30 protein-coding genes are annotated in these 25778 nt (G+C 68.1%); 13 read left to right on the top strand and 17 right to left on the bottom strand.

Annotation, left to right across the window (positions count from 1 at the left end; all coding sequences use genetic code 11):
- Positions 1-16: 16 nt before the first annotated feature.
- From AWB89_RS06940 to AWB89_RS27480, 5 genes are all read right to left on the bottom strand, one after another.
- A complete protein-coding gene (locus tag AWB89_RS06940) occupies positions 17-844 on the bottom strand; it encodes an ABC transporter permease (protein ID WP_241520442.1) in 828 nt (275 codons plus the stop codon).
- Positions 834-1655 (bottom strand): ATP-binding cassette domain-containing protein, encoded by an 822-nt coding sequence (locus tag AWB89_RS06945; RefSeq protein WP_085172473.1) that lies wholly within the window; start codon positions 1653-1655, stop codon positions 834-836. The genes AWB89_RS06940 and AWB89_RS06945 overlap by 11 nt, the downstream gene beginning before the upstream one ends.
- Positions 1652-2113, bottom strand: a complete 462-nt coding sequence (locus AWB89_RS06950) for a MarR family winged helix-turn-helix transcriptional regulator (RefSeq protein ID WP_085172475.1) — start codon at positions 2111-2113, stop codon at positions 1652-1654. Before AWB89_RS06950 ends, AWB89_RS06945 begins: the two co-directional genes overlap by 4 nt.
- 56 nt (positions 2114-2169) lie before the next feature.
- Positions 2170-2667: a metallophosphoesterase family protein gene (locus tag AWB89_RS06955; RefSeq protein ID WP_085098311.1), complete on the bottom strand. Its 498-nt coding sequence runs from the start codon at positions 2665-2667 to the stop codon at positions 2170-2172.
- 120 nt (positions 2668-2787) lie between these two features.
- Positions 2788-2958 (bottom strand): hypothetical protein, encoded by a 171-nt coding sequence (locus AWB89_RS27480; RefSeq protein ID WP_169716582.1) that lies wholly within the window; start codon positions 2956-2958, stop codon positions 2788-2790.
- Between the two features lie 94 nt (positions 2959-3052).
- Between AWB89_RS27480 and AWB89_RS06960 the strand changes: the two genes are divergently transcribed.
- Entirely contained in the window at positions 3053-3508 is a 456-nt protein-coding gene (locus AWB89_RS06960; RefSeq protein ID WP_085098314.1) for a MaoC family dehydratase, read from the top strand.
- A gap of 5 nt (positions 3509-3513) precedes the next feature.
- Here the strand turns inward: AWB89_RS06960 and AWB89_RS06965 are convergent, their stop codons facing one another.
- Positions 3514-4809, bottom strand: a complete 1296-nt coding sequence (locus AWB89_RS06965; RefSeq protein ID WP_085172728.1) for an acyl-CoA dehydrogenase family protein — start codon at positions 4807-4809, stop codon at positions 3514-3516.
- An 81-nt stretch (positions 4810-4890) separates the two neighbouring features.
- A complete protein-coding gene (locus AWB89_RS06970; RefSeq protein ID WP_085172477.1) occupies positions 4891-5589 on the bottom strand; it encodes a GAF and ANTAR domain-containing protein in 699 nt (232 codons plus the stop codon).
- A gap of 174 nt (positions 5590-5763) precedes the next feature.
- Between AWB89_RS06970 and AWB89_RS06975 the strand changes: the two genes are divergently transcribed.
- On the top strand, positions 5764-6657 hold the full coding sequence (locus tag AWB89_RS06975; protein WP_085098320.1) for a manganese catalase family protein: 894 nt from the start codon (positions 5764-5766) through the stop codon (positions 6655-6657).
- 59 nt (positions 6658-6716) lie between these two features.
- On the opposite strand, the gene AWB89_RS06980 is transcribed toward AWB89_RS06975, so the two are convergent.
- Both AWB89_RS06980 and AWB89_RS06985 read right to left on the bottom strand, forming a co-directional pair.
- On the bottom strand, positions 6717-7295 hold the full coding sequence (locus AWB89_RS06980; protein WP_085098323.1) for a hemerythrin domain-containing protein: 579 nt from the start codon (positions 7293-7295) through the stop codon (positions 6717-6719).
- 87 nt (positions 7296-7382) lie between these two features.
- Entirely contained in the window at positions 7383-8474 is a 1092-nt protein-coding gene (locus tag AWB89_RS06985) for a F420-dependent hydroxymycolic acid dehydrogenase (protein WP_085098326.1), read from the bottom strand.
- Between the two features lie 51 nt (positions 8475-8525).
- Between AWB89_RS06985 and AWB89_RS06990 the strand changes: the two genes are divergently transcribed.
- Positions 8526-9131 carry a GNAT family N-acetyltransferase gene (locus AWB89_RS06990; RefSeq protein ID WP_085098329.1) on the top strand — a complete coding sequence of 202 codons (606 nt, stop codon included), beginning with the start codon at positions 8526-8528 and terminating at the stop codon, positions 9129-9131.
- A 45-nt stretch (positions 9132-9176) separates the two neighbouring features.
- The gene (locus AWB89_RS06995; protein ID WP_085172479.1) at positions 9177-9533 is read left to right on the top strand and encodes a hypothetical protein; all 357 of its coding nucleotides are present in this window, start codon (positions 9177-9179) and stop codon (positions 9531-9533) included.
- A 37-nt stretch (positions 9534-9570) separates the two neighbouring features.
- On the opposite strand, the gene AWB89_RS07000 is transcribed toward AWB89_RS06995, so the two are convergent.
- Complete coding sequence (locus AWB89_RS07000) at positions 9571-10245, bottom strand: TetR family transcriptional regulator (protein ID WP_085098335.1); 675 nt, start codon at positions 10243-10245, stop codon at positions 9571-9573.
- A 70-nt stretch (positions 10246-10315) separates the two neighbouring features.
- Between AWB89_RS07000 and AWB89_RS07005 the strand changes: the two genes are divergently transcribed.
- The 4 genes from AWB89_RS07005 to AWB89_RS07020 are packed head-to-tail and all read left to right on the top strand — an operon-like array spanning position 10316 to position 14162.
- The gene (locus AWB89_RS07005; RefSeq protein WP_085172481.1) at positions 10316-11410 is read left to right on the top strand and encodes a ferredoxin reductase; all 1095 of its coding nucleotides are present in this window, start codon (positions 10316-10318) and stop codon (positions 11408-11410) included.
- 26 nt (positions 11411-11436) lie between these two features.
- Positions 11437-12543, top strand: a complete 1107-nt coding sequence (locus tag AWB89_RS07010) for a fatty acid desaturase family protein (RefSeq protein ID WP_085172483.1) — start codon at positions 11437-11439, stop codon at positions 12541-12543.
- A 54-nt stretch (positions 12544-12597) separates the two neighbouring features.
- Entirely contained in the window at positions 12598-13122 is a 525-nt protein-coding gene (locus AWB89_RS07015; protein ID WP_172405519.1) for an SRPBCC family protein, read from the top strand.
- Positions 13122-14162, top strand: coding sequence for an LLM class flavin-dependent oxidoreductase (locus tag AWB89_RS07020; RefSeq protein WP_085172487.1), 1041 nt, complete (start codon positions 13122-13124; stop codon positions 14160-14162). Before AWB89_RS07015 ends, AWB89_RS07020 begins: the two co-directional genes overlap by 1 nt.
- On the opposite strand, the gene AWB89_RS07025 is transcribed toward AWB89_RS07020, so the two are convergent.
- Both AWB89_RS07025 and AWB89_RS07030 read right to left on the bottom strand, forming a co-directional pair.
- A complete protein-coding gene (locus AWB89_RS07025; RefSeq protein WP_085172489.1) occupies positions 14159-15262 on the bottom strand; it encodes a DUF1214 domain-containing protein in 1104 nt (367 codons plus the stop codon). The two genes, AWB89_RS07020 and AWB89_RS07025, sit on opposite strands and share 4 nt — an antisense overlap.
- Positions 15259-15834 carry a TetR/AcrR family transcriptional regulator gene (locus AWB89_RS07030; RefSeq protein ID WP_085172491.1) on the bottom strand — a complete coding sequence of 192 codons (576 nt, stop codon included), beginning with the start codon at positions 15832-15834 and terminating at the stop codon, positions 15259-15261. The genes AWB89_RS07025 and AWB89_RS07030 overlap by 4 nt, the downstream gene beginning before the upstream one ends.
- Before the next feature lie 28 nt (positions 15835-15862).
- On the opposite strand from AWB89_RS07030, the gene AWB89_RS07035 reads away from it, so the two are divergent.
- Entirely contained in the window at positions 15863-17098 is a 1236-nt protein-coding gene (locus AWB89_RS07035) for a sulfotransferase family protein (RefSeq protein WP_085172493.1), read from the top strand.
- Between the two features lie 33 nt (positions 17099-17131).
- Entirely contained in the window at positions 17132-18022 is an 891-nt protein-coding gene (locus AWB89_RS07040; RefSeq protein WP_085172495.1) for an alpha/beta fold hydrolase, read from the top strand.
- Positions 18023-18044: 22 nt separating this feature from the next.
- Here AWB89_RS07040 and AWB89_RS07045 read toward each other — a convergent pair whose 3' ends face one another.
- Entirely contained in the window at positions 18045-18257 is a 213-nt protein-coding gene (locus tag AWB89_RS07045) for a TOBE domain-containing protein (RefSeq protein ID WP_066917306.1), read from the bottom strand.
- A 38-nt stretch (positions 18258-18295) separates the two neighbouring features.
- Positions 18296-18913, bottom strand: a complete 618-nt coding sequence (locus AWB89_RS07050; protein ID WP_085172497.1) for a TetR/AcrR family transcriptional regulator — start codon at positions 18911-18913, stop codon at positions 18296-18298.
- 125 nt (positions 18914-19038) lie between these two features.
- Between AWB89_RS07050 and AWB89_RS07055 the strand changes: the two genes are divergently transcribed.
- Positions 19039-20355 carry a cytochrome P450 gene (locus AWB89_RS07055; RefSeq protein WP_085172730.1) on the top strand — a complete coding sequence of 439 codons (1317 nt, stop codon included), beginning with the start codon at positions 19039-19041 and terminating at the stop codon, positions 20353-20355.
- 4 nt (positions 20356-20359) lie between these two features.
- Here AWB89_RS07055 and AWB89_RS07060 read toward each other — a convergent pair whose 3' ends face one another.
- The 3 genes from AWB89_RS07060 to msrA form a co-directional block, all read right to left on the bottom strand.
- The gene (locus AWB89_RS07060) at positions 20360-21574 is read right to left on the bottom strand and encodes a PucR family transcriptional regulator (protein ID WP_085172499.1); all 1215 of its coding nucleotides are present in this window, start codon (positions 21572-21574) and stop codon (positions 20360-20362) included.
- Between the two features lie 80 nt (positions 21575-21654).
- On the bottom strand, positions 21655-23268 hold the full coding sequence (gene mdlC / locus AWB89_RS07065; protein ID WP_085172501.1) for a benzoylformate decarboxylase: 1614 nt from the start codon (positions 23266-23268) through the stop codon (positions 21655-21657).
- A 201-nt stretch (positions 23269-23469) separates the two neighbouring features.
- Positions 23470-23985, bottom strand: coding sequence for a peptide-methionine (S)-S-oxide reductase MsrA (msrA, locus tag AWB89_RS07070; protein WP_085172503.1), 516 nt, complete (start codon positions 23983-23985; stop codon positions 23470-23472).
- Positions 23986-24219: 234 nt separating this feature from the next.
- Between msrA and AWB89_RS07075 the strand changes: the two genes are divergently transcribed.
- Positions 24220-24723, top strand: coding sequence for a nuclear transport factor 2 family protein (locus AWB89_RS07075; protein WP_085172505.1), 504 nt, complete (start codon positions 24220-24222; stop codon positions 24721-24723).
- The gene (locus AWB89_RS07080) at positions 24724-25755 is read left to right on the top strand and encodes an NAD-dependent epimerase/dehydratase family protein (protein WP_085172507.1); all 1032 of its coding nucleotides are present in this window, start codon (positions 24724-24726) and stop codon (positions 25753-25755) included. It abuts the gene before it with no gap.
- Positions 25756-25778 lie beyond the last annotated feature (23 nt).

Consider the following 25778-nt stretch of genomic DNA (forward strand, 5'->3'; position numbering starts at 1 on the left):
ATTGGCTGACCGGCAACTAGGCGACGAGGCGGCGCAAAAGCGTTGAGGCCGTGGCGATCCCGACCACCGCTGCCACCACCAACACCACCACGTCGACCGGGTTGAACGGGGTGCCGATCAACAGCGCCCGCAGCGCGTCGACCTCGTAGCTCAGCGGGTTGACCTTGCTCAGCGCGTGCAGCCAGGCGGGCATCACGTCGACCGGGTACAGCGCGTTGGACGCGAAGAACAGCGGCATGGTGATGGCCTGCCCGATGCCCATCAGGCGATCGCGACTGAGCACCAGCCCGGCCAGGGTCATCGACAGGCAGGCGAAGAAGCCCGCGCCGAGCATGACCACGGCCATGGCCGCCAGGATCCGCAGCGGATTGACGGTCAGGCCGACGTTCATCAGGTAGGCCAGCGCCATCACGCCGACGACCTGGGCGACCGATCGCACCCCGGCCGCGAACGCCTTCCCGGTGATCAGCGCGGATGCCGGGGCCGGGGTCACCATCAGCTTGGCCAGCACCCCGGCGTCCCGATCCCAAATGATTTGTATCCCATAGAAAATCGAGATGAACAACGCCGACTGGGCGATGATCCCCGGCGCCAGGAACGCGAGATAGGACACCGGCCCGGTGTGGATGACGTGCAGCTTGCTGAAGGTCGTGCCGAAGATCAGCAGCCACAGCGCGGGCTGCACCATCCGGGTGACGAGCTCCGTCCGGTCGTGCTGCAGCTTCTGCAGCTCGACGATGGCGAACGCGCCGATGCGCGCCAGGGTTGCCTGGACCCGTTGCCATCCGCGCGGGGCGCGGACCAGGGTGGCCGCGGGGGCGTTGCGGACGATGTCAACTGGCACGGCTGGCAACCTTTCTGCTGGAACGGATTTCACGGAAAGAGACGGAAGCCTCCGAGTGGTCGGAGAGGTCGGATGCCGCGTAGTGGCGGAACACGTCCTCGAGCGTGGCGCCCGGTGACACCCGCGATTTCAGCTCGGCGGGCGTGCCCACGGCGCGCAACTTGCCCCGGTGCATCAGCGCGACCCGGTCGCACAGCGCGTCGGCCTCTTCCATGTAGTGGGTGGTGAGCAGGACGGTCATGCCGAACTGGGCCTGCATGCTCTGCACCTGCCGCCAGACACCGTCCCTGGCGATCGGGTCCAGGCCGACGGTCGGTTCGTCGAGCACCAGCAGCGACGGCCGGTTCACCAGCGCCTGGGCCACCTCGAGGCGACGCACCATGCCGCCGGAATACGCTCCCGCCCGCCGGTCGGCGACGTCGAGCAGCTCCATGGCGTCCAGCGCCTGCGCGACCCGTTCGGCCCGGCACGCGCGCGGCACACCGTAGAGCCGCGCGAACCATTGCACGTTCTGCCGACCGGTCAGCGACGGCTCGATCGAAAGTTGTTGCGGGACATACCCGATATTGCTCCGGATGTCCACCGTCTGACTGCGGGCATCCATGCCGAAGACGCGTAGCTCGCCCTGCTGCACCGGCGTCAGCGTGGTCAGCATGCGGACCAGCGTCGTCTTTCCCGCGCCGTTGGGCCCGAGCAGGCCCATCGTCTCGCCGGGCCGGACCTGCAGTGTCACGTCATCGACCGCGGTGAATTGGCCGTAGCGGTAGGTCAGGTTCTGGCAGTCGATCGCCATCGGCAGTCGGTCGCTCATGATCGCCGCTCCTGTAGTCGTCGGGTCATCGTGTCAAGGACCTCCAATCCCTTTGCCAGGGACTCGATTTGGTCGTGGTCGAGTTCGCCGAGCACTTCCGACAGCAACGCCCGCCGCGCGGCCCGAGACGCGTCGACGAGTTGCTGGGTGGGCTCGGCGAGCCGCAGCTGGCCGACGCGGCGGTCCGTCTTGCCGACGGTCCGGATCAGCAGGCCATTGGCGACCAGCTTGGAGACCAGGGTCGACGCGGTGTTAGGCACCAGGCCGAGCTCCGCGGCGGCGACGCTGACCGAGATTCCCGGTCGCCGGCCGACGAGCCACAGCAGCTCCGCCTGCGCCTCGGACAGCCGGGCCGAATCCAGCCCGCGACCGGCCGACCGGCGAAGTTGCCGGCGAAACCTGCCGACGACGCCGAAAACCTCGGCGACCAGATCGGTGCCCACGGTCGCTGCAGCCATATACCTCTGTTTACGAGCTAAATATGTGTGCAGGCTGTGTAGGGGCTAGCTCCCAGCTACTTGTCGAGAAACTGCAGGGCGACGTCGGCCAGCTCCCCGGCCACCACCCGGGCGGTCATGTAGCTGCACCGGGGTTGGCGGCGACGGTCCGTCGGCGACCCCGGATTGAGCAGGCGCAGGCCCGTGTCTGTCGTCGTGTCCCAGGGGATGTGGCTGTGGCCGAACACCAGCACGTCGCTGTCCGGGTAGAGCCGCGACATCCGCGCGTCGCGGCCGGCCGCCGCCCCCGTCTCGTGCACCACGGTCAGGCGCAATCCGTCCAGCGTGGCGTCGGCGCGCTCCGGCAGCCGCGCCCGCAAGGCGGGGCCGTCGTTGTTTCCCCAGCACCCGATCAGCCGCGCCGACCTGGCCTGCAGCTGGTCGAGCAGATCGGTCGACACCCAGTCGCCGGCGTGCACGACGACGTCGGCGCCGGCAACCTCGTCCCACACCCGCGCGGGCAGGTCGCGGGCGCGGCGTGGCACGTGGGTGTCGGCGATCAGCAGCAGCCTCACACGGTCATCTTGCGCTAAGCGCGCCGAGCCTGCGCTGACGGCGCCGAGCCTGCGCGCAGAGTGCGTTTCTCCGCCTCTGGGCAGCGCTGGACGCAATCTCGATCCGCCCGGGTTCTCGCCTCACCCTCGCTGGCTGCGGGCTTCGGCGCCCGTTTCGCCGGCGTCGATGGCGTCGTCGGGACCGGTCGCCCCGACGTACGAGCCGTCCTCGCCCTCCGCGGCGCGCGATCGGGCCTCGTGCACTTCGGGTTCTACGTCTTCCTCGGCTCTGTGGCCCTTGTTCTCCGGCATGGACCCAGGTTTCCCGCGCAGCGGCGCGCGAAACGGCCACGATCGGGCTCCGATAGGGTGCAGGCGGGCATCGTCAGCACCCCCAGGAGGACCAATGCGCACCTTCGATTCAGTGGCCGACCTCGCCGCCGCCACGGGCGAACAGATCGGGCAGAGCGACTGGGTGACCATCACCCAGGAGGACGTCAACCTGTTCGCCGACGCGACCGGCGATCACCAATGGATCCACGTCGACCCGGAACGCGCGGCCGCGGGTCCGTTCGGCACGACCATCGCCCACGGTTTCATGACCCTGGCGCTGCTGCCGCGGCTGCAGCACGAGATGTACACCGTCAAGGGCATCAAGCTGGCAATCAACTACGGCCTCAACAAGGTTCGCTTCCCCGCGCCGGTGCCGGTCGGCTCCCGGGTGCGCGCGCAGAGCTCGCTGGTCAACGTCGACGACCTCGGCGACGGCGCCGTGCAGGCGACCGTGTCGACCACGGTCGAGATCGAGGGCGGCGCCAAGCCGGCGTGTGTGGCGGAAAGCATCGTCCGCTACATCTCCTGAGGCGGTCAGAACTCGGCGATCGAGTGCTCGAGGCGCTCGGCCAGCCGGGCCTGGGCTTCGGCACGCCGGGTCGGTATGTGCTGAGACGGGAAAGGCGTTGCCACGGGCTGGTATTCGCGCAACGTGCGGCGCGCCACCGTCATCTTGTGCAGCTCGGTCGCCCCGTCCGCGATGCCCAGCGACTCGGCGGCGACCATCATCTTGACGAACGGCATCTCGTCGGAGACGCCGAGCGCGCCGTGCAGGTGCATGGCCCGTTGCACGACGTCGTGCAGCACCTGGGGCATCGCGACCTTCACCGCGGCGATGTCGCGGCGTACCTTCTGGTAGTCATGGTGCTTGTCGATCAACCACGCGGTCCGCAGCACCAGCAGCCGGAACTGCTCGATCTGGATCCAGCTGTCGGCGACCTTCTCCTGGGTCATCTGGAAATCCGATAGCCGACCGTGCCTGGTCTTCCGCGACACCGCACGCTCACACATCATGTCAAAGGCGCTGCGCGCCAACGCGATCGTGCGCATCGCGTGGTGGATGCGGCCACCCCCGAGCCGGGTCTGGGCGATCATGAAGGCCTGGCCCTCGCCGCCCAGCACGTGGTCGGCGGGCACCCGGACATCGGTGTAGCGGACGTAGCCGTGGCTGGCCCGCTTCGAGGATTCGGCGCCGACGCCGACGTTGCGCACTATTTCGACGCCCGGGGTCTCGGCGGGGACGATGAACAGCGACATCTTGTCGTAGGTGCGCGAGTCGGGGTTGGTGACGGCCATGACGATGAAGAACGACGCGTGCTTGGCGTTGGTGGAGAACCACTTCTCGCCGTTGATCACCCAGTAGTCGCCGTCGCGGGTGGCGGCGGTGACGAACTGCCCGGGATCCGAACCGCCCTGGGGTTCGGTCATCGAATAGCACGACGTGATCTCGCCGTCGAGCAGGGGTTGCAGGTAGCGCGCCTTTTGCTCGTCGGTGCCGAACAGCGCGAGGATCTCGGCGTTGCCGGAGTCCGGCGCCTGGCAGCCGAAGACCGACGGCGCCCAGCGGGAGCGCCCGAGGATCTCATTGAGCAGTGCGAGCTTGACCTGACCGAAGCCCTGGCCGCCGAGCTCGGGCCGCAGGTGCGCGGCCCATAGCCCCTGGTCCTTCACCTGCTGCTGCAACGGCCGCAGGATGGCCATCATCTCGGCGTTCTTTTTGTCGTACGGATCGAGGGCGACGAGATCGAGCGGTTCGAGTTCGTCCGTCATGAATTTTTCGACCCAGTCCAGCTTCGCCTGGTATTCCGGGTCCGTTTCGAAATCCCACACCGTGGCCAACCGTTCCCCGGCGCAGCGCCGCACCGGACTCGCTGATTACGCCACCTCATCCTAGAGGGCGGCGGCCGGGGATCAGCGGTCGCTGCGGGTCTCGATGACGCGCTCGGCGATGTCGACGAGCTTCGTCTGCCCCTCCTGCGAAAGCGCCCGCAGCATCTCGAAGGCGCGCACATCGTCGACGCCGTAGCGTTCCATGATGATGCCCTTGGCCTGGCCGATGCGATCCCTGCTCGACAGCGCCGACTCCATCTGCTCGCCGTGGCGCCCGGCCATGATGGCCGCCGCCGCGTGCGCGGCGAACACCGACCCGATGGTTTCGGCCTCGGTGTCCCACGCGCCGGCCTGGAAGCTGAACAGGTTCAGCGCGCCAGCGGTGCGGTCCGCCGTGTACAGCTTGAACGACAGGCTGCTCAGCACCCCGTGCTGCACGGCCGCCGGCGCGTACCGGGGCCAGCGGGGTTCCTTGCGAAGGTCATCGGTCCGCACCACCGTCTGTTTGAGGGCGGCGTCGGCGCAGGGACCTTCGCCGAATTCGTGCTGCAGCCTGTCGAGCTCCGCCACGAGACTGTCGGTGTCGGCGAGAGATTCGAAATCGCCGCCCCTTTTCACCAACAACACCCCCGCGATGTCCGTCGCGGGGATCAGCTGGACCGCCGCCGCGGTCACATCGGTGAGGACGTGCTCGAGCGCGCGGGGCGCGGCCATCTCGCGGGAGAGCCTGGCCATCCGCTCGGCCAGCTCGTGCGTGGAGTTCGGATGTGAAGGATCCATGAGACCGGATTTCGTTTGATTTGTCGTGCCTTTGACCCCGCCCAATCTAGGCATGGATGGATCCAGCGGCAAAAATCGTCGGGTTCGAAAATTTGCTGTGGTCGGTGTTTCGGCACATAGCGCAGGGGTACCCGCCGTCGATCAGGAAAATCGCAAACCCGCCGGGGAGGCCCAATGTTCGTGCACAACAAAGATCTTCAATTCGAGGTTCGGGTCGACCGGCCGGACCCACGCTTCGCGACGCTGCTGCAGGAGCAGTTCGGTGGCGCCAACGGCGAACTCAAGGCCGCGATGCAGTATTTCACCCAGGCTTTTGCCCTGCGGGGGAAGAACCCCAAGATGTATGACCTGTTCATGGACATCGCCACGGAGGAACTCAGTCACCTCGAAATGGTCGGGTCCATGATCACGATGTTGCTCGACGGGCTCAACGACAACTTGAAGATCGCCAACGAGAAATGCGACTGGATGCCGGCGGTGGCCAGCAACGACGGCCGCGAGCAGATCATCCATCAAGTCGCGGTCAACCCGCTGTATTTCGCGCTGAACGGGGGCACCCCCGACGTGAGCAACTCGCAGGGGGTGCCGTGGATGGGGTCCTACGTCAACGCCAACGGCGACCCGACGGTGGACCTGCGCAGCAACCTGGCCGCCGAGTCGCGGGCCAAGATCGTCTACGAATACCTCAAGCAGTTCACCGACGATCCCGGTGTGCAGGACACCTTGACCTTCTTGATGACCCGCGAGGTCACCCACTACCAGCAGTTCACCGCCGCGCTCAACGAACTCCCGGTGAACTTCCCGCCGGGGCAGTTGCCGGCCGACCCCCGCTTCCAAAACGTCGCGTTCAACATGTCCGACGGTGGGGAGTCGGTTCGCGGACCCTGGAACCAGGGGCAGGGCCCGTGGCCCAAGGGCATGGAATGGGAGTACGTCGAGAAGCCGGAGCAGCAGTGGCTGGGCGGCACCGCTCGCCAGAACAAGGGCGCCGAGCAGAACCCGTCGGGGTCACCCGCCGTCAACGCGGAAAAGCCGTTCACCCACGAACAGCGGATTCCCACAAGCTGATTGGATGCACGAGGCCGGGTGTCGATCGCTTCGACACCCGGCCTGGTGCGCTCGGCTCTCTAGTGCACCTGCGGGTCCGGCGGGTTGTCCTCGCTCCGGCCGGTGACGGCGTCGCGCACGTGGTCGACGACCGCGGCACCCATCCCCACCGTCTTCAGCACGGCCGGGTTGGGCGGCGTGGCCGGATGCGGGCGGGTCGGCGCCATTTTCTTTGCGGCCTCCAGCTTTTCGCCGATTTTCTCCAGATCCTCTCGGCCGATCACCACCTCGACCTGCGGCCACACCACCTCCTGCTCGTAGGCGATGTGTTCCCGGGCCGCTTTCACGAACTCTTGCAGCGCCTCGTGGTAGTCGGGATCTCCCGGCTTGCCGTCCTCCAGCCGCTGCAGCAGCTTCTTTCCGGCCTGCTCCTGCTCGATCGCCTTGTCGGCGAGCGAATCACCGATCGCGTTGCGCACCGCGGGCCAGAAGAATTGCTCCTCGATCGCCTCGTGCTGGGACTCGGCGATGATGAGGTTGTTCACCATGGTCTCCAGCCCGCTGCTCTCGGCGCCGGTCCCCGACGGCGCCCCGTCGAGGGTCTCCAGCAAGCCGAGCACACTCTGGTGGTCCTGGCGAAGAAAAGTGATCGCGTCCATGTCGTGCCTTCCGTGAGATTGGCGTGCGGGTACCCGGGTGTGATGTCTTGAAACGCGAGGGACGGCGGCGAAAAGCCTTGAGCGCCTTTAGTGGAGTCTGGGCAGCACGTTGCCGCGGTAGAAGTTGATGGCGGCGACGGGATCGTCCTGCGGGAAGTGTAGGAACGGTACCGCTCCGGCGTCGAGAACCTTCTGCACGGCAGCGACGTGCGGGGCGGGGTCGGTGCCGACCGTCCAGTTGGCCAGGACCTTGTCAATCGGGTTCGACGCCGCGGCGTGCTGGATCTCGACGGGGTTCGGTTGATCGACGGCCCCGGCGGTGAAGCGCCACAGGGTGGCGGCGCGGGTGGCCTGGCCGTTGTCGCCGACCACGGCGAACAACTCGGCGCGCTTGCCGAGGTTGGCGGCGTCGCGTCCGGCGGCCTGGGCTCCGGCGCTGAACGCGGCCAACAACTTCGCATCGGTGACCTCGCGGGCCTGGGTGATCCAGCCGTCGCCGTATTGACCGGCCAGTGTTGCGCTCTTGGGGCCGCTGGCGGCGACGAAGATCGGCGGCGGCGTGGCCGGGGTGTCGTAGAGCTTCAACGAATTCGTCCGAAAGTAGCGGCCGGCGAAGGATATTCGCGAACCACTCCACAGTTGCCTGATCAATTCGATGGCCTCGACCAGGCGGTCGTGGCGCTCACGGTAGTTGCCGTACGCGTCGGTGGTGGCCTGTTCGTTGAGACGCTCGCCGGTGCCCAGGCCCAGGAACACCCGGCCCGGGCTGAGGATGGCCAGGGACGCGAACGCCTGGGCCACCGTGGCGGGGTGATAGCGGTAGGTCGGGCAGGTCACCCCGGTGCCGAACGAGATGCGGCTGGTGGCGTTGCCGACCAGCGCCAGGGTCAGCCACGGAAACATCGAGTGCCCCTCGTCGTCCTGCCACGGCTGGATGTGGTCGCTGGCCCAGGCGTACTGGAAGCCGGCCTGCTCGGCGGCCTGCGCCTGCGCCACCAGCTGATCGGTACGGAATTGCTCATGGGAGAGCACGATTCCGACGCTCTTGCCCGCCGGCGGCGGAGCGGTGGGCTTGTGATCGGATCCCGATTTTCCGCAGGCTTCCGATATTCCGACGGGGCCGAGCACGCCCGCACCGGCGGCTATCCGCCCGAACGCCCGCCGCGAGATGCCGGTCACCGGATCGGCATACCCGTCCCGTCGCGCATCACACCCACTAGCCTGACGTGGGTGACCCCGCAAGTGCGCCCGGCGCGCAAAGCCGACGTTCGCGAGCTGTCACGCACCCTGGCGCGGGCCTTCTACGACGACCCCGTCATCATGTGGATCCTTCCGGACGAGCGCGCGCGCTCTGCGCAGGCGGCCCGGTTGTTCGCGGCGATGACCCGCCACCATCATCTGGCCGGTCGCGGCGTCGAGGTGGCCTGCGACGGCCCGGGCATCGGCGCGGCGGCGCTGTGGGACCCACCCGACCGCTGGCGGCATTCGCGCCGCGAGGAGTTCTCGATGATGCCGAGCTTCATCCGCGTGTTCGGGTCGCGTTCGGCCAGGGCGCGCGGAGTGCAGGAACTGATGAAGCGCCTGCACCCCGAAGAACCCCACTGGTATCTGGCCGTGCTGGGCAGCGACCCCACCGTGCGCGGCCAGGGCTACGGGCAGGCGCTGATGCGGTCGCGGCTGGACCGCTGCGACGCGGAGTACTGCCCGGCGTATCTCGAGTCGAGCAAACCCGAGAACGTTCCGTACTACGAACGTTTCGGCTTCACGGTCACCCAGGAGATCCGGCTGCCCCACGGGGGTCCGCCGATCTGGGCGATGTGGCGTACGCCGCGGTGAGCCCTCACCGCGTTTAAGCGCGGGGCACCCGGGCAATCGTTGCGTATGGCTAGCGACACTGGCGACTTTCCCGAAGAGGGCGGCCCGGGTGACACCCTGAGCGCGAGCGAGGGCACCGACTCTGACGAGCTGCGCAACGACGACGGCGACATCGTCGTCGACCCGCCCGAGGACTGGAGCGAAGCGAATCGCTTCGGGATGACGGCTCGCGAGGAGCGCGAAGGCGAATCCCTCGACGATCGACTGGCCGAGGAAGAGCCGGACGTTTCCGCCGACGCGGCCCTCGGGGCCGGCGCGGGCGACGACGGTGGTCCCGGGCGCGCCCACCACGGCCAGATCGACGGCACCCCCGAAGACGGGGACTCCCTGTACGACGTTGTCGACGAGCAGCCCGAGCAGTGAGTGCTCGGTTGTTCACTCCGCGGACGCGGCGTTCGCCTTAGGGACTGCTCCGCCAGCCGGCGATCCCGATGGTGATCATCCGCAGCTGCTTGACCGCCGCCCGCCGGATGTCTTCCAGCGCCTCGGTGGTCTGCGCGTCCTCGATCGCCTCGGCGATGACGATCATCGAATTGACGAACAGGGTCGCCAGGATGTTCAGGTCCTCGGTGCTCCAGGCGTTGAGGCCGGTGAAGCGGGCGAGGTCGGTGGCCAGCTCGGAGGTGATCAACCGCAGCTCGGTGCGGATCGCGTAGCGCAGCACGGTCACCCCGCCCGAGCGTTCCCGGTAGATGAAGCGCCAGTGCTCGCGCCGCTCGGTGATGCTGGCGACGACGATCTCCACCGACGACTCGATCACCCGGTTCGGGTCCAGCTTGCCGGCGCGCGCCCCCCGCAGGGTGTCCCGCAGGGTGCGAAACGATTCGTCGATCAGGACCAGCCCGAGCGCCTCCATCGATTCGAAGTGCCGGTAGAAGGCCGCCGGCACGATCCCGACCTCGCGGGTCACCTCGCGCAGGCTCAGGCTGGAAAAGCTGCGGTCCTGCAGCAGCTTGAGCGCCGCGGCGATGATCGCGCGACGCGTGGCCTCCTTGCGCTCCTCACGCGACGGGTTCTCGCGGGAGCGCTCGCGGCCCGACCGATGCGGCCGTGAGCTAGGAGTACGGCTGTTCACTATGTGAACCCTACCACAAACAGGCACAAAACCCTTGACTACCAGGGCAGTGCCGTCGCACGGTGTACATATGTTCACTCAAACAGCGACTCGAAATCTCGCGCAAAGCTTGCGGAAGCGAGTGCTGGGTTCAGACCTGCTGGACCTGCTCACCGGTCCGCACGGCGTGGACCGCTACACCGAGCTGGTGGCGCCGACCTGGACGCTGGGCGAGGCCCGCGCCAAGGTCGTCGACGTCCGCCGCACCACGCCGCGCAGCGTCACGCTCACGCTCGCCCCCAACGCGACCTTCACCTCCAACCACACCCTTCAGGCCGGCCAGTACGTCAACCTCACCGTCGACATCGACGGTCGCCGGCACACGCGCTGCTACTCACCGGCCAACGCCGAAGGCGGCAGCACCCTCGAGCTGACGATCGGCCACCACGACGGCGGGCTGGTGTCGAGCTACCTCTACGAGCGGGCCCACCGCGGCATGGTGGTCGGCCTGGCCGGCGTCGGCGGCGACTTCGTGTTGCCCGCGGTGCGGCCGCGCCGGATCCTGCTCGTCTCCGGCGGCAGCGGCATCACGCCGGTCATGGCGATGCTGCGCACGCTGATCGCCGAGCGCCACGACGGCGAGGTCGCCTTCGTGCACTACGCCCGCACGCCCGCGGAGGCGTGCTACCGCGACGAACTGGCCGCCCACCGCGATCGGTCCGGCGTCCGCGTTCTGCACGGGTACACCCGCTCCGGCGCCGGGGACCTGGTCGGCCGCTTCTCACCGGAGCACCTGGCCGCCGCCCTGCCCAACCCCGACGCGGTGTTCGTCTGCGGGCCAACGGCTTTGGTCGAGGCGGTGCGCGAGCACTGCGACAACGTGTACACCGAGAGCTTCGTGCCGCCGGCCTTCGACGCTCCGGCCGACCCGTCGGGCGGCCGAATCGCCTTCGCGGACAGCGGGATCGACGTCGTCGACGACGGCCGGTCGCTGCTGGAGCAGGCCGAATCGGCCGGCCTGACGCCCCAGAACGGATGCCGGATGGGCATCTGCCACACCTGCACCCGGCGCAAAACCGCCGGAACCGTGCGCAACCTGGTCACCGGCGCGGTGTCCACCCAACCCGACGAGGACGTGCAGATCTGCGTGTCCGTCCCGGTCGGAGACGTCGATCTAGCCCTCTGACTCTCACGATGGAGAGGAGAAATGCCATGTCAGACACCAAGATAACCCTGACCCCCGAGCAGGCCGAGGCGTTCGGCCGCGAACTCGACGCCATCAAGGAACGCGTGGTCGCGGACCTCGGCGAAAAGGATGCCGACTACATCCGCCGCGTCATCAAAGCTCAACGCGCGCTGGAAGTCGGCGGCCGGGCACTGCTGTTCCTGCCGCCCGCGTGGCCGCTGGGCACCGCGATGCTGGGCGTGTCCAAGATCCTGGACAACATGGAGATCGGCCACAACATCATGCACGGCCAGTACGACTGGATGCGTGACCCGGCGATCTCCGGCCGGTCCTTCGAGTGGGACACGGCCTGCCCCGCCGACCAATGGCGGCACTCGCACAACTACATGCACCACACGCACACCAACATCGTGGGGATGGACCGCGACATCGGCTACGGCATCCTGCGGATGAGCGAGGACCAGCGCTGGCATCCTTACTACCTGGGCAACCCGGTGTACGCATTCCTGCTGATGGTGCTGTTCCAGTACGGCGTCGCCCTGCACGAGCTGGAGACCGAACGCATCCGCTCCGGCGAGATCCGGCTCGCCGACAAGCGCGAGGTGTTGCGCGAGATCTGGAAGAAGACGCGCCGGCAGACCCTCAAGGACTACGTCGCCTTCCCGCTGCTGGCCGGGCCGTTCGCCCCGTTCGTCTTCGCGGGCAATCTCTCGGCGAACCTGATGCGCAACGTGTGGTCGTACATGATCATCTTCTGCGGTCACTTCCCGGACGGCACCCAGGAGTTCACCGTCGAGGAGACCAAGGAGGAGTCCCGCGGCATGTGGTACTTCCGCCAGGTGCTCGGTTCGGCAAACCTGACCGGGGGCAAGCTGTTTCACCTGCTGTCCGGCAACCTCTCGCACCAGATCGAGCATCACCTGTTCCCGGACATGCCGGCCCGCCGGTATGCCGAGATCGCGCCCGAGGTGCAGGAGATCTGCCAGCGCTACGGCATCCCCTACAACCGGGGCCCGCTGCCGCGGCAGTTCGCCACCGTCGTCCGCAAGATCGTCAAGCTGACCTTCCCGGACTCGTGGACGCGGAAGCCCAGCCCCGACCGGCCCGCCGATCGGGTCCCCGTCGCCGCATAACGTCTCTGTCCCGCTTCTCACCGGAGCATTGCCTCCGGCCCGTTCCGGGGGACAATGAGGTGCGTGGAATGGACCGGTGCGCGCTACGCGGACACCCCCACGGTGGAGGCCTCGACGTGGATCGACGCCGACCCGGCGCGGGTCTGGGACCTGGTCTCCGACATCGAGCTGATGCCGACGTTCAGCAACGAGCTGAAGGCGGTGGAGTGGGTCGAGGGAGCGGACCGGCCCCGGCCCGGCGCCCGGTTCGTCGGGCACAACGAGCACGAGGCGTTCGGGCAGTGGAGCACCACCTCGCAGATCGTGGCCTGTGATCCGCCGCGCGAATTCGCTTGGGCGGTAGGGGAAATCGAAAACCCGTCGGCGACCTGGCGATTTCGGCTGAAGCCCCGCGACGGCGGCACCCTGCTGAGCTTCTGGATGCGGATGGGACCGGGGCGTTCGGGCCTTTCGGTGGCCATCGACTCGATGCCCGACAAGGAAGAAAAGATCGTGTTCGTGCGGATGCGCGAGTTTGAGGCCGCGATCACCAAGACGCTCGCCGCGCTCAAGAGGCTGGCCGAACGCGGAGTGCGTTGATGCGCACGGCGACGACGGTCGAGTTTTCCGGCGCCGCAACCGAAGTCGTCACTCTCGCCGTCGAGGCGGAAAAGCTGGGACTCGACGTGTGCTGGGTGGCCGAGGCATGGGGTGCGGACGCGCCGTCGGCGCTGGGCTACCTCGCGGCGCGTACCGACCGGATGCTGCTCGGTTCCGGCATCCTGCAGGTCGGCACCCGGTCGCCCGTGCTGGTGGCCCAGACCGCGATCACGTTGTCCAACCTCTCGAACGGCCGATTCCTGCTCGGGCTGGGTGCGTCGGGTCCGCAGGTGATCGAGGGCCTGCACGGCGTCTCGTTCAGCCGGCCGATGGCGCGCATCGCCGAGACCGTCGACGTCGTGCGGCAGGCGTTCGGCGGCGGCAAGATCTCCCACTCCGGGAAGGAGTTCCAGATCCCGCGGCCCGGTGGCGAGGCGGTGCCGATGCGGTTGTCGACCCGGGCCGAGCACCACATCCCGATCTACCTGGCGACGCTGTCACCGGCGATGCTGCGGCTGACCGGGCGGATCGCCGACGGCTGGCTGGGCACCAGCTTCGTGCCGGAGGGCGCCGGCGACGCCTACTTCGCGCACCTGGACGAGGGGCTGGCCGCCGCCGGACGCGGTCGCGCCGACATCGACATCTGCCAGGGCGCCGAGGTCGCCTTCGCGGCGGACGAAGACGAGCTGCGCGGCATGGTCGCGGGCCGCAAAAAGGAGCTCGCGTTCAGCCTCGGTGGCATGGGCTCGTCGAGCACGAACTTCTACAACCGGGCCTACAGCCGCCAGGGCTGGGCCGACGTGGCGGCCGAGGTCCGCGAACGCTGGCAGCGCGGCGACCGCGACGGCGCGGCCGGCCTGGTGACCGACGAGATGGTGCTGGCCACCACGCTGATCGGCACCGAGGCGATGGTGCGATCGCGGCTCGGCGTCTGGCGCGACGCCGGCGTCAACACCGTGCGGCTGTATCCCGCCGGTGACACGCTGGATGCCAAACTGAACACCCTGGGCCGCGCGATCGAGCTCGTCCGCGACGCCTAGTGCGCCGCTGTCGGCGCCTCGGACAGCTTGACGATTTGCACGTCGGGGCGCTGCGGCACCGCATCGGCCAAAAACCAGCGGAAGGCGAGGTTGCCTCGCGGATAGCCCAGCGTGGTCAGCGAATTCGGGTGGGCCGTCAGCGTGTTCGCCAAGACGATGGTCACCGAGCCGTCGCTGTTGAGCGCGGCGCTGTGCCCGTTGACCGAGCACCGCGCATCCGACGCGCCGTAGGTCGCCATGAACTGGTTCCACACCACCATGTTCCAGAATCGGCACGCCGGCGGCCGGTGTGTGATCACCAGCGCCTCGTCGTCGTCGAGCACGAAGCTGCCGTAGGCGTAGCACGCGTCGCGCGCCGACCAGCCGAAGTTGGCGTCGGGCACCTGATAAGGATCGGCGAATTCGTTGGCGGCGTGGGCGGTTTCGTGGCCGAGCGCGTGTTGGTCGTCGGCGCGCGTACCGACGGCCAGCGGGACGATGGCGAACATCGTGCGCAGCCAGGCGGCGGCTGCGCGCAAACTCGCGGCAGTCTCGGCGTCGCCGTGCCGAATCGGATCCGGCTCGTCGAGCGCCTCGATGTGCCAGACCACCGGGCGGCCGGTCAGCGGGTCGGCCTGATAGTCGCGAGTCATCAACACGGCCGCGTCGGGCGTCGGCGGGAATTCGAAGCTGAAGTTGCCGTCGGCGTCGACGTCGAGGTCACTGTCGCGGACGATCGACACGACCCGGTCCGACCAGGCGCCCGGCGACGGCTCGTTGTAGGCCGTGACCGAAAAGTACACGCTGTCACCGCGATTGCCACTGATGCGGTACCGCCGCTCCGGATCGACCGGGCACAGGTAGTAATAGGCGTCGGTGTTGTCGCCGCCCCAGCGGCGGTCCCGGCGAAACGGCGTGTTCACCGCGACGAACTGCGGCCGGCCGGGCTCGGGAAACAGGTAGGCGTCCAGGGCGACGCCCAGCGTGGTGGCGAGCATCCGGTAGCCGTCGGCGACGTGGCGGTCATCGGTCACCGCCCGGTCGCCCTCGAGGAAGCCGCGGTCGAGACCACCGAGGGTGGCCAGTAGCTCTTGCCACGCGGCCGTCGATTCGTGCGTCATGCGCTGATTCCCTTCAGAAGCAAGGCGGTGGTGCGATCGACCCACGCGTCGTCGAGTTCGGCGACGCGCGTCAACAGGCCCATCAGCGTGATGCCGGCAATGGCCTCGGTCAGCTCGGCGGCGGTCACGTCGGGCCGGACCTCGCCGCGGCCCGCGGCCCGCTCGAGCAGCTCGGCGAGGCCGCCGCCGATGATGCCGGCGAACCGCTCCAGCAGCGCCGAGTGCAGGCTCGGATCCGCGGCCATCTCACCGACCAGGCCCGGCAGGGCCGACCGGGCGGCCGGCGTCGTCAGGAAAGCCATTGAGCGGCGGACCATTTCGCGCAGGTCCTCGGGCAACGTTCCGGTGTCGGGCAGCTCGGTCGCCGCGCCGATCGGGAACACCGCCTCGTGCACGAGGTGCGCCTTGCTCGGCCAGCGGCGGTAGATCGCGGGCTTGCTGGTGCCGGCCCGTTGGGCGATCGCGGAGACCAACAGCCCGGCATAACCCGTCTCGGCGAGCAGTTCGACGGTCGCGCTCAGCACCGCGCCGTCGATGCGTGGGTCACGGGGCCGGCCAAAATCCACTACCATTACGAAACCGAGAGTAACATAAGTCGCCGTGACCGACGCCGTTCGCCTTGACGACCTCGCCCAGCCCCGGTTCAGCCCCGAGGCGCAGCAGATTCTCGACATGATGGCCACGCTGGCCCCGGACGCGCCGCTGGACTCCGACGCGCTGCATGCCCGGGCCGCCGCCGACACCGGCCTGGACGATTTCGGTCCGGCGGACTACCGCGAACGGCTCGACGTCTACCTCGCCGCGCTGCGCGACATCGACGGGTTGCACCCGGCAGGCGCGGTCAACTTCTACGCGCAGCTATTGCAGTTGCTCAAGAACCGGCTGTTGTTCACCGACCTGCTGAGCAGGCACCCCGACATCGACGACCTCGCGCTGGTGCCGCCGATCGTGATCGCCGGCCTGCCCCGCACCGGCACCACCCACCTGCACAACCTGCTGGCGGCGGCGCCCACCTTCCGCACCATGCCGTACTGGGAAAGTGTCGAACCGTTTCCGCTGCCGGCCGAGGCGGGCGTCGAACCCGATCCGCGGCGGGTCCGGATGGATGTCGGGGTCGGCGTGATCAACACCGTGATGCCGCATTTCCCGCTCATGCACGAGATGACCACCGACCACGTCCACGAAGAAATCCAGTTGCTGGCCAACGACTTTTCGACGATGCTCTTCGAGACGCTGGCCGACGCGCCGCGCTGGCGCGACTATTACCAGGCCCACGACCAGACGCCGCACTACGAATACCTCGCCCGGCAACTCAAGGCCATGCAGTTTCTGCGCGGCGGGCGACGCTGGCTGCTCAAGTCGCCCCAGCACCTCGAGCAGGTGCCGGTGTTGGACCGCGTCTTCCCCGGCAGCATCGTGGTGTTCACCCACCGCGACCCGGTCCCCGTGGCGCTGTCGATGATCGCGATGATCACCTACTCGGCGCGCATGCACCGCTCACCCGTTCCGGTGCCGCAGATCGCGCGGTACTGGGTCGACCGGCTCGACCAGATGCTGGCGGCACTCGTCCGCGACCGCGACACGATCGGTCCGGACCGCTCGATCGACATTCGCTTCGACGATTTCATGGCCGACGAACTCGGCGTCGCCGAGCGGGTATACGCGCTGGCCGGCGAGCCGTTCACCGAACCGGCGCGCGCGGCGGTCGCCGGCTACCTGTCGGGCCACCAGCGCGGCCGGCTGGGCAACGTCGAAACGTCGCCCGAGATGTTCGGGCTCATGGAGGACGAGCTGCGCTCGCGGTTCGCGCCCTACGTGGAACGGTTCCTGGCCTGATCCGTTTTGCGGCATCGAGTACCTTCTCAACACATGGTCGCTATGCCCGCGCTGGACGGTGTCGAACACAGGTACATCGAGCTCGGGGACGGTGTCACCATCCACGTCGCGGACGCCGGTCCGGCCCATGGGCCCGCGGTGATGCTGGTGCACGGCTTTCCCCAGAACTGGTGGGAGTGGCACAAACTGATCGGCCCGCTCGCCGCCGACGGTTATCGCGTGCTGTGTCCCGACCTGCGCGGCGCGGGGTGGAGCTCGGCCCCGCCGTCCCGGTACCTCAAGGACGACATGGCCGACGACCTGGCCGCGGTCCTGGACCGGCTGGGCGTTGCGACCGTCAAACTGGCCGCCCACGACTGGGGCGGCCCGGTCGCGTTCACCATGATGCTGCGCCACCCGGAGAAGGTCACCGGATTTTTCGGGATGAACACCTCGGCGCCGTGGACCAATCCCAACCTCAAGCTGCTGCGCAACGTCTGGCGGTTCTGGTACCAGGTCCCGATCGCGCTGCCGGTGATCGGCCCGCGCGTGGTCGGCGATCCGAAGGCCCGGTTCTACCGGATGCTGGCCTCGTGGGTCGGCGGGGACTACCTGGTGCCCGAGGACGAGGTCCGCTTCTACATCGAGTGCATGCGCCAGCCCGGGCACGCGTTGGCGGGCTCGCGGTGGTATCGCACCTTCCTGAGCACGGAGCTGTTCCGCTGGCTGCGCGGCGAATACAACGACGCGCGCGTCGACGTACCGGTCCGCTGGCTCAGCGGCACGAAGGATCCCGTGCTCACCGTGGACCTGCTGGACGGATACGCCGACCGCATCAGCGATTTCGAGGTCGAGATCGTCGAGGGCGCCGGGCACTGGATCGTCGAGGAGCGCCCCGAGCTGGTCCTCGACCGCCTGAAGGCCTTCCTGCGCGCCGAAAGTTAAAGCGCCGGGCCGACTTTGGTCGTCATTCGACGCCGATGGTGACCTCGGTGGACTTGATGAACACCGTCGCGGGCTGACCGACCGCCAGGCCGAGGTCGGTCGCCGCGTCCTTGGTGACCGACGACGTGACGATCTGGTCGCCACCGTCGAGCTTGACCTTCACGATGGCCATCACGCTGCCGAGGTCGACCTCGGTGATGGTTCCCTTGAGCTGGTTTCGCGTCGACAGCCGCATCGCAATCCTCCAAGTCCGGTTGGGGGTTCGCGACGAGCCTAGCTTCGCGGGCCCAGCAGGGCTATGGACGCGTCGACCGCGGGTTCGACGATTTCGCGGACGGGCCGGCCGTCTTCGACGGACAGCGCGGTCAGTTCCCGCAGGCCGCCCAGCAGGATCACGGCCAGCGGCGCGGTCAGCGGAGGCAGCTGCGCGCGGCGAAACCCCGGGCTGGCGCTGAGGTCGATCAGCAGGTTGGACAACAACTGCACGCCGCGCCGCTGGACCGGGCGGGCGACGTCGCCCAGCGACGGCAGCTCGCGAATCAGGCTCAAGGTGATGGCCGGGCGGGCCTCCATGTGTTCGACGTACGCCTCGACGGCCTGACGAATCTGTCGGTGCCAGTCCGCCTCGGGATCGACCGCGGCGGCGATGCTCTCGCCGAGCTTCTCGATGTCGTCGCGGAGCAACTCGAGGAAGCACTCCTCCTTGCTGGCGAACTGGTCGTAGAACGTGCGCTTTGACGTGCGGGCGTGGCGGACGACGTCGGCGACGGTGCTGGCGCGGTAACCACGCTCGCCGATCGAGGCGGCGAGACCGTCGAGCAGGCGAAGGCGAAAGGGATCCGATCCGGCCGGGGCGTCGGCGAGGACCGCAGTGTCGACCGTTGATGTCACAGGCGGCGCCCCCTTCGCGAACACGGCACCTTGTCAGGCTTGGTACCACAGAGTACCGTATCGGGAAAGGATTTGGTACACCGCGGTACCAACCCCGATGGGGAGAAATGGGGAGCATCACCGCCATGAGCGACGTCGTCACCGCCCCGCCGGCCGTTCGCCTACCGCCGGCCACCCGGATGCCGAAACTGCTGCAGGGCATCTTCTTTGCGGTCTCGCGCCGGTGGATGATCCAGCGGCTGGCGCGCCGACACGGCAACGTGTTCACGGTCAACATCCCGATCTATGGCCGCGTGGTGGTGGTCGGCGACTGGAGGCTGGCCAAGCAGGTGTTCACCACCAGCCCGGAAGAGCTCGGAAACATCCAGCCCAACCTGAGCCGGCTGTTCGGCTCCGGGTCGGTGTTCGCGCTCGACGGCGACGATCACCGCCGGCGTCGACGCCTGCTGGCGCCGCCGTTTCACGGCAAGAGCATGAAGAACTACGAGGCGATCATCGAAGAGGAGACGCTGCGAGAGTCGGCCGGCTGGCCGGAAGGCGCGCCCGTGGCCACGCTGCCGTCGATGATGCGCATCACGCTCAACGCCATCCTGCGCGCGGTGTTCGGGGCCGAGGGCGCCGAGCTCGACGAGCTGCGCCGGCTGATCCCGCCGTGGGTCACCCTGGGTTCGCGCCTGGCGGCGCTGCCGAAACCCGAGCGCGACTACGGCCGGTTCAGCCCGTGGGGCCGGCTGGCCGAGTGGCGCCGCCAGTACGACGTCGTGCTCGACCGCCTGATCGACGCGGAGCGGGCCGATCCCCATTTCGACGAGCGGACCGACGTGCTGGCGCTGATGCTGCGCAGCACCTACGAGGACGGTTCGGCGATGTCCCGCAAGGACATTGGCGACGAGCTGCTCACGTTGCTGGCCGCCGGGCACGAAACCACCGCCTCCACGCTGGGCTGGGCTTTCGAACGGTTGAGCCGCCACCCGGATATCCTGGCCGCCCTGGTTGACGAGGCGGACAACGGCGGCTCCGAGCTGCGCCAGGCGACGATCCTGGAGGTCCAGCGGGCGCGCACGGTCATCGATTTCGCCGCCCGCCGCGTGTACCCGCCGGTCTTTCAACTCGGTGAATGGGTCATCCCCCACGGGGACTCGATCATCATCAGCATCGCGCAGATCCACAACGACCCCAGCGTCTTTCCCGACCCCGAACGCTTCGACCCGCAGCGCTACATCGAAAACAAGCCGTCCTCGTTCGCGTGGATTCCGTTCGGCGGCGGCACCCGGCGCTGCGTGGGTGCGGCGTTCGCCAACATGGAGATGGACGTGGTGTTGCGAACGGTGTTGCGCAACTTCACCATTGAGACCACCACGGAACCCGGGGAACGGTGGCACAGCCGCGGCGTCGCGTTCACCCCGAAGGACGGCGGACGCATCGTGGTGCACCGCCGCTGAGCAGCTAGCCTTCGGGACGCGGCGCTGCCGGCTTGGGGGCGCGGCGGGCGGTTTCCAACGCGATGCACAGTTCCGCCGCGGCACGTGGATCGGTGAGCACTCGGCCGGTCCGGTGCTCGAGTTTGCGCAACCGTTGGCGCACCGTGTTGGGGTGCACGTACAGCGCGCCCGCCGCGCGTTCGGCGGAACCGCCGTTGTCGAGCCATGCCTCGAGCGTGTCGAGCAGCACGTCCCGCTCGTGGTCCGCCAAATCGTCCAGAGGGCCGAGGACCGTGGCCGACAGGCGGGCCATCACATCCGGGTCGGCCACGGCCGTCACCGCCATCACGTCGCGGTCGAAGACCGTGACGCTCGCGCGGTCAGGACGGGAGCCCGTCATCGCGATTCGCGCGTATCGCAACGCGACCGCGGTTTCCCCGAGGTCGCTGATCGGCGGGCTGATGCCGATTCGGGGCGCCCGATACGCGCCGAGTTCCTTGAGCACGAGGTCGAGCATCCGCGGACCAAGCTGCAGGATGCCGACCTCGATGTCGGGCTGCAACCGCCAGGCGGAGGCGATTCCCTTGGCGGCCAAGCGACTCTCGATGTCGGGCAACACGGAGCGTCCGATGCTGGACAGTTCCGCGCACACGACGACGTACGGTCCGCGCAGCGAAATCCTCAGTGCGTCGGCGGTATTCCAGATATCCAGGTTGTCCGGCAGCCGGCCGTCGATGAGCGCCTGCACCATCGCCGAACGCTCCCGCTGGCGGCCGACGACTTGGCGGGCTATTTCTTCCTGGTACCCGCTGACCATGGCCGTGGTGAACTCGTCCAGCACCATCCACATCGCCGAGGCGGCGTGCACCAATCCGCCGTCGCTTACCGTGGCGGACCGCGCCGCTTCGGCGCGCAGTTCGTCCCACAGAAAGCGTGCGCACTTCCGGTAGGAATCCATGACCGCCGGCAACGGCACACCGGCGGCCGCCCGGTTGCGGCCGGTGGCCGCGGCCGCGCTCGTGTCGTAGGCGCGCCCGGGTTGACCGAACGCGCCCAGGATGAAGTCGAGGTGGCTCCGCACGGTGCTGCGCAGTTGGTCGTCGGTCACCAATGCCACGGTCCGGTGGAAGTCGACGTCGCGGCGCATCAGCCCCAGCATGGTGTCGGCCAGTTCGTCGGCGCGTGAGAGCAGGGCGGCACCGAGTTCGGCGAGTTGCGCGTCCGCGGAATCGGCGGCCATAGCCGCAGCCTAATGGGCGTCAGGGCATCAGCACCTGTCCCGGCCCGGTCGTGCTGATCTCCGCGGCCCGCATTGCGGCATCAGCCCAGATGCGCGAGTTGGGGTTTGGTCGGCACCACGATCACCGTCGGTCCGTCGGCTCCAAGCGCGGCCTGGAATTCGTTCACCAGCTGTTCGGTGTCCGCCACGGTGACGGCGCGGCATCCGAAGCCCGTTGCCAGCGCGTGGATGTCGAGACCGGGCAGATCCAGACCGGGCACACCCGGTGTCTTCTCAAGTAGCGCAAACGATTTCAAGACCGAATACTCGCCGTTGCGCATCACGACGAACACGATCGGTAGTTTGTGTTGCGCCGCGGTCCAGATCGCCTGGATCGAATACTGGAACGAGCCGTCGCCGATGGTCGCCACGACAGCGCGTTTGCGACCGGCTGCGCGGTCGCCGAGCGCGACGCCGACCGCGCCCGGCACTCCCCAGCCGATGCCCCCGCTGCCGGTGGCGAAGAAGGAATGCGAACGCAGGGTGGGCAGCCAGCGGGCCTGCTCGGCCATCGTCGACGTCGACTCGTTGACCAGCGCGGCTTCCGGCGGCTTCACCGTGTTCAGTGCGGAGTACACCTGTGCCGGCGTCAGCGGGGCGGCGGCGGGTTCCACCGTGCCCGGGGTGCGGTCCAGCGGCTTGGGCGTCGGCCGGTCGGTCTTGGCCTCGATCAGCGGGGCGAGCTGTTGCAGGGCCAGCAACGTGTCGCTCAGCAGGCTGTCGCCCACCGGCGCGGCACCGGCCAGCCATGGGTCCGCGGTGATGTGCAGCAATTCGGTGCCCTCGGGCAAGAAGTCGCCGGCCACGTACGGGTAGTAGCGGAAGACCTGAGCGCCGACGACGACGACCAGATCGTGGCCGCGCAGCACCGCGTTCACTTCCGCGATCGTCATCGGCAGCATGCCCTGGTAGAGCGGATGGTCTTCGGGGAAAGACACGCGGTCCGGCAGGGCACTGGAATACACCGGGGCGTGCACCTGCTCGGCGAACGCGACGGCGGCGTCCCACCCGCCGGCCCGGTCGACTTCGGGACCGACGACCAGCAGCGGCCGCCGCGCCCGGTTGATGCGCTCGGCGAAGTCACCAAGGCGCGCGGCGTCGGGCGCGCTGCGGCTGCTGGCCGTCCGGACCACCGCCGGCCCGAGTGCTGGCCTGTCCCAGTCATCGAGGGGGATCGACAGGTACACGGGGCCGGCGGGCGGCTGGACCGCGACGGTGTAGGCCCGCATGAACGCCGCCGGCACGTCCTCGGCGCGGGTCGGTTGGTATGCCCACTTGACCCACGGAAGGGGAAGCAGCGTTTCATCGGTGTTGGTCAAATATGGCTCGCACAAGATCATTTCGCGGGTTTGCTGTCCGGCGGTGACGATCATCGGGGTGTTGCTCTTATACGCACTGATTAGGCTGCCCATCGCGTTTCCGGTGCCCGCCGCGGTATGCAGGTTCACTAGCGACGGTTTGCCGCTCGCCTGTGCGAAGCCGTCGGCCATGGCCAGCACCGACGCCTCCTGCAGGCCGAGGACGTAGGTGAAGTCGTCGGGGAAGTTCTTCAAGAACGTCTGCTCGGTCGAACCGGGGTTGCCGAACACCGTCGTCAATCCCAAGTTGCGCAGCAGGTCGTACGTCACATCCCAGACGGTGCTTTGAGACGGCATGAGCCCGAACTTCCCTTCGCAGTGCACATTCGGCGAATAGAGCGAGCGCCCGCCTGCGCGGGCGCTCGATCCCTGTGCCTAGATTGTCGGGTGTACGGGCGGCGTTGTCGATGTGGAGGCGGACAGCATCGCGGCGAGAGGACAGTGGTTGTCGACACTCCCGCTGCGGGACGGCCCGCGGGAACGCGGGTTACCCGTTGACTATTGACCGGCGGCGGCCCGGCGCGGCAACTTCCAACCGGGACGCACGAAGTGGCAGGTGTACCCGCTGGGGTAGCGCTGCAGGTAGTCCTGGTGCTCGGGCTCGGCCTCCCAGAAATCCCCGGCCGGGCTGACCTCGGTCACGACCTTGCCGGGCCACAGGCCGGACGCCTCGACGTCGGCGATGGTGTCCAGCGCGACCCGCTTCTGCTCGTCGTTGACATAGAAGATGGCCGACCGGTAACTGGTTCCCACGTCGTTGCCCTGGCGATTCTTCGTTGTCGGATCGTGGATCTGGAAGAAGAACTCCAGCAGCGTGCGGTAGTCGGTGAGGGTTGGGTCGTAGACGATTTCGACGGCCTCGGCGTGCGTGCCGTGATGACGGTAGGTCGCGTTGGGGACGTCACCGCCGCTGTATCCGACCCGCGTCGAGATCACGCCGGGCTGCTTGCGGATCAAATCCTGCATGCCCCAGAAACAGCCGCCGGCGAGAAGCGCCCGTTGATACTCCGCCATGTCTGTCCTCCTCGCCGTCCAGTGAGACCGCCTTAGATTATTCCGCATCGTCGGCGCGCCCACCGGAGTCGCTGGTGAGAGCCACGGCGTCGCGCGCCGAGCGTGAAACTGCTGCGCAAAATCGGCGAAAAACTCGCAGCAGTTTCACGTTCGGCGAGGGCCCGAGATGCGGCGGTCCGGGCCGCCGGGCGTCCACCCTCGACAAATGTCAATAGAACGTGTTCTAGTTTCGGCATGACTACGTCAGCGTTCTCCCGTAGCGAACTGGCTACCGCGTTCGAGAAGTTTGAGGCGACGGTCGCCCGGGCCGCCGAAACCAGGGACTGGGACGCGTGGGTCGAGCAGTACACGCCCGACGTCGAGTACATCGAGCACGCGGCGGGCACCATGCGCGGCCGCGACGAGGTGCGCGACTGGATCAAGGAAACGATGACGACCTTCCCGGGCAGCCACATGGTCGCGTTCCCGACGTTGTGGTCGGTCATCGACGAGTCCACGGGACGGGTGATCCTCGAGCTGGACAATCCCATGCGCGACCCGGGCGACGGCAGCGTCATCAGCGCGAGCAACATCACGATCATCACGTACGCCGGCGACGGCCTGTGGAGCCGTGAGGAGGACATCTACAACCCCCTGCGCTTCCTGCGCGCGGGAATGAAATGGTGCCGCAAGGCCGAGGCCCTCGGCACGCTCGACGAGGACGCCGCGCGCTGGATGCAGCAATACGGAGGAGCGTAAGTGAGCACGAAACCCAAGCTGGTCATCGGCGCCAACGGCTTCCTGGGCTCGCACGTGACCCGCCAGCTCGTCGCCGGCGGCGCGCAGGTACGCGCGATGGTGCGCCCGACCGCCAACACCCGCGCCATCGACGATCTCGAGCTCACCCGCTTTCATGGCGACGTCTTCGATACCGACACCGTGCGCGAGGCGATGGACGGCGTCGACGACGTCTACTACTGCGTCGTCGACACCCGCGCCTGGTTGCGCGACCCGTCGCCGCTGTTTCGCACCAACGTCGAGGGCCTGCGCAACGTACTCGATGTCGCCGTCAAGGAACCCGGTCTGCGCAGGTTCGTCTTCACCAGCACCTACGCGACCGTGGGCCGGCGACACGGTCACGTGGCGACCGAGGAGGACATCATCGACCCGCGCGGCCTGACCCCCTATGTCCAATCCCGGGTCCAAGCCGAGGACCTGGTGATGCGATACGTGGCCGACGCCGGGCTGCCCGCCGTCGCGATGTGCGTCTCGACGACGTACGGCAGCGGGGACTGGGGAGGCACCCCGCACGGCGCCTTCATCGCCGGCGCGGTGTTCGGCAAGCTGCCCTTCCTCATGAACGGCATCGAGCTGGAGGTCGTCGGGGTCGACGACGCCGCCCGGGCGATGATTCTGGCCGCCGAGCGTGGCCGCATCGGCGAGCGATACCTGGTCTCCGAGCGGATGTTTGCGCTCAACGACGTCGTGCGGATCGCGGCCGAGGAGGCCGGCGTGCCACCGCCGCAACGCGCGATCTCGGTGCCCGTGCTGTATGCCCTTGCCGCGGCGGGCACGCTGAGGGCCCGACTCACCGGCAAGGACTCCGAACTCAGCCTCAAGTCGGTGCGGATGATGCGCGCCGAGGCTCCCGTCGACAGCGGCAAGGCGAAGCGGGAGTTGGGCTGGCAGCCGCGCCCGGTAGAGGAATCCATCCGCGAGGCGGCCCGATTCTGGGCGGCGCTGAAGGGCGCGCAGAACCCTCGAAAAGACAAGGCCGCCCAGGCCGAGTAGTGTCGGGCGTCCCGGTCGGGAAG

Source organism: Mycobacterium paraense (genome assembly GCF_002101815.1).
GTDB classification, from domain to species: Bacteria; Actinomycetota; Actinomycetes; order Mycobacteriales; family Mycobacteriaceae; genus Mycobacterium; species Mycobacterium paraense.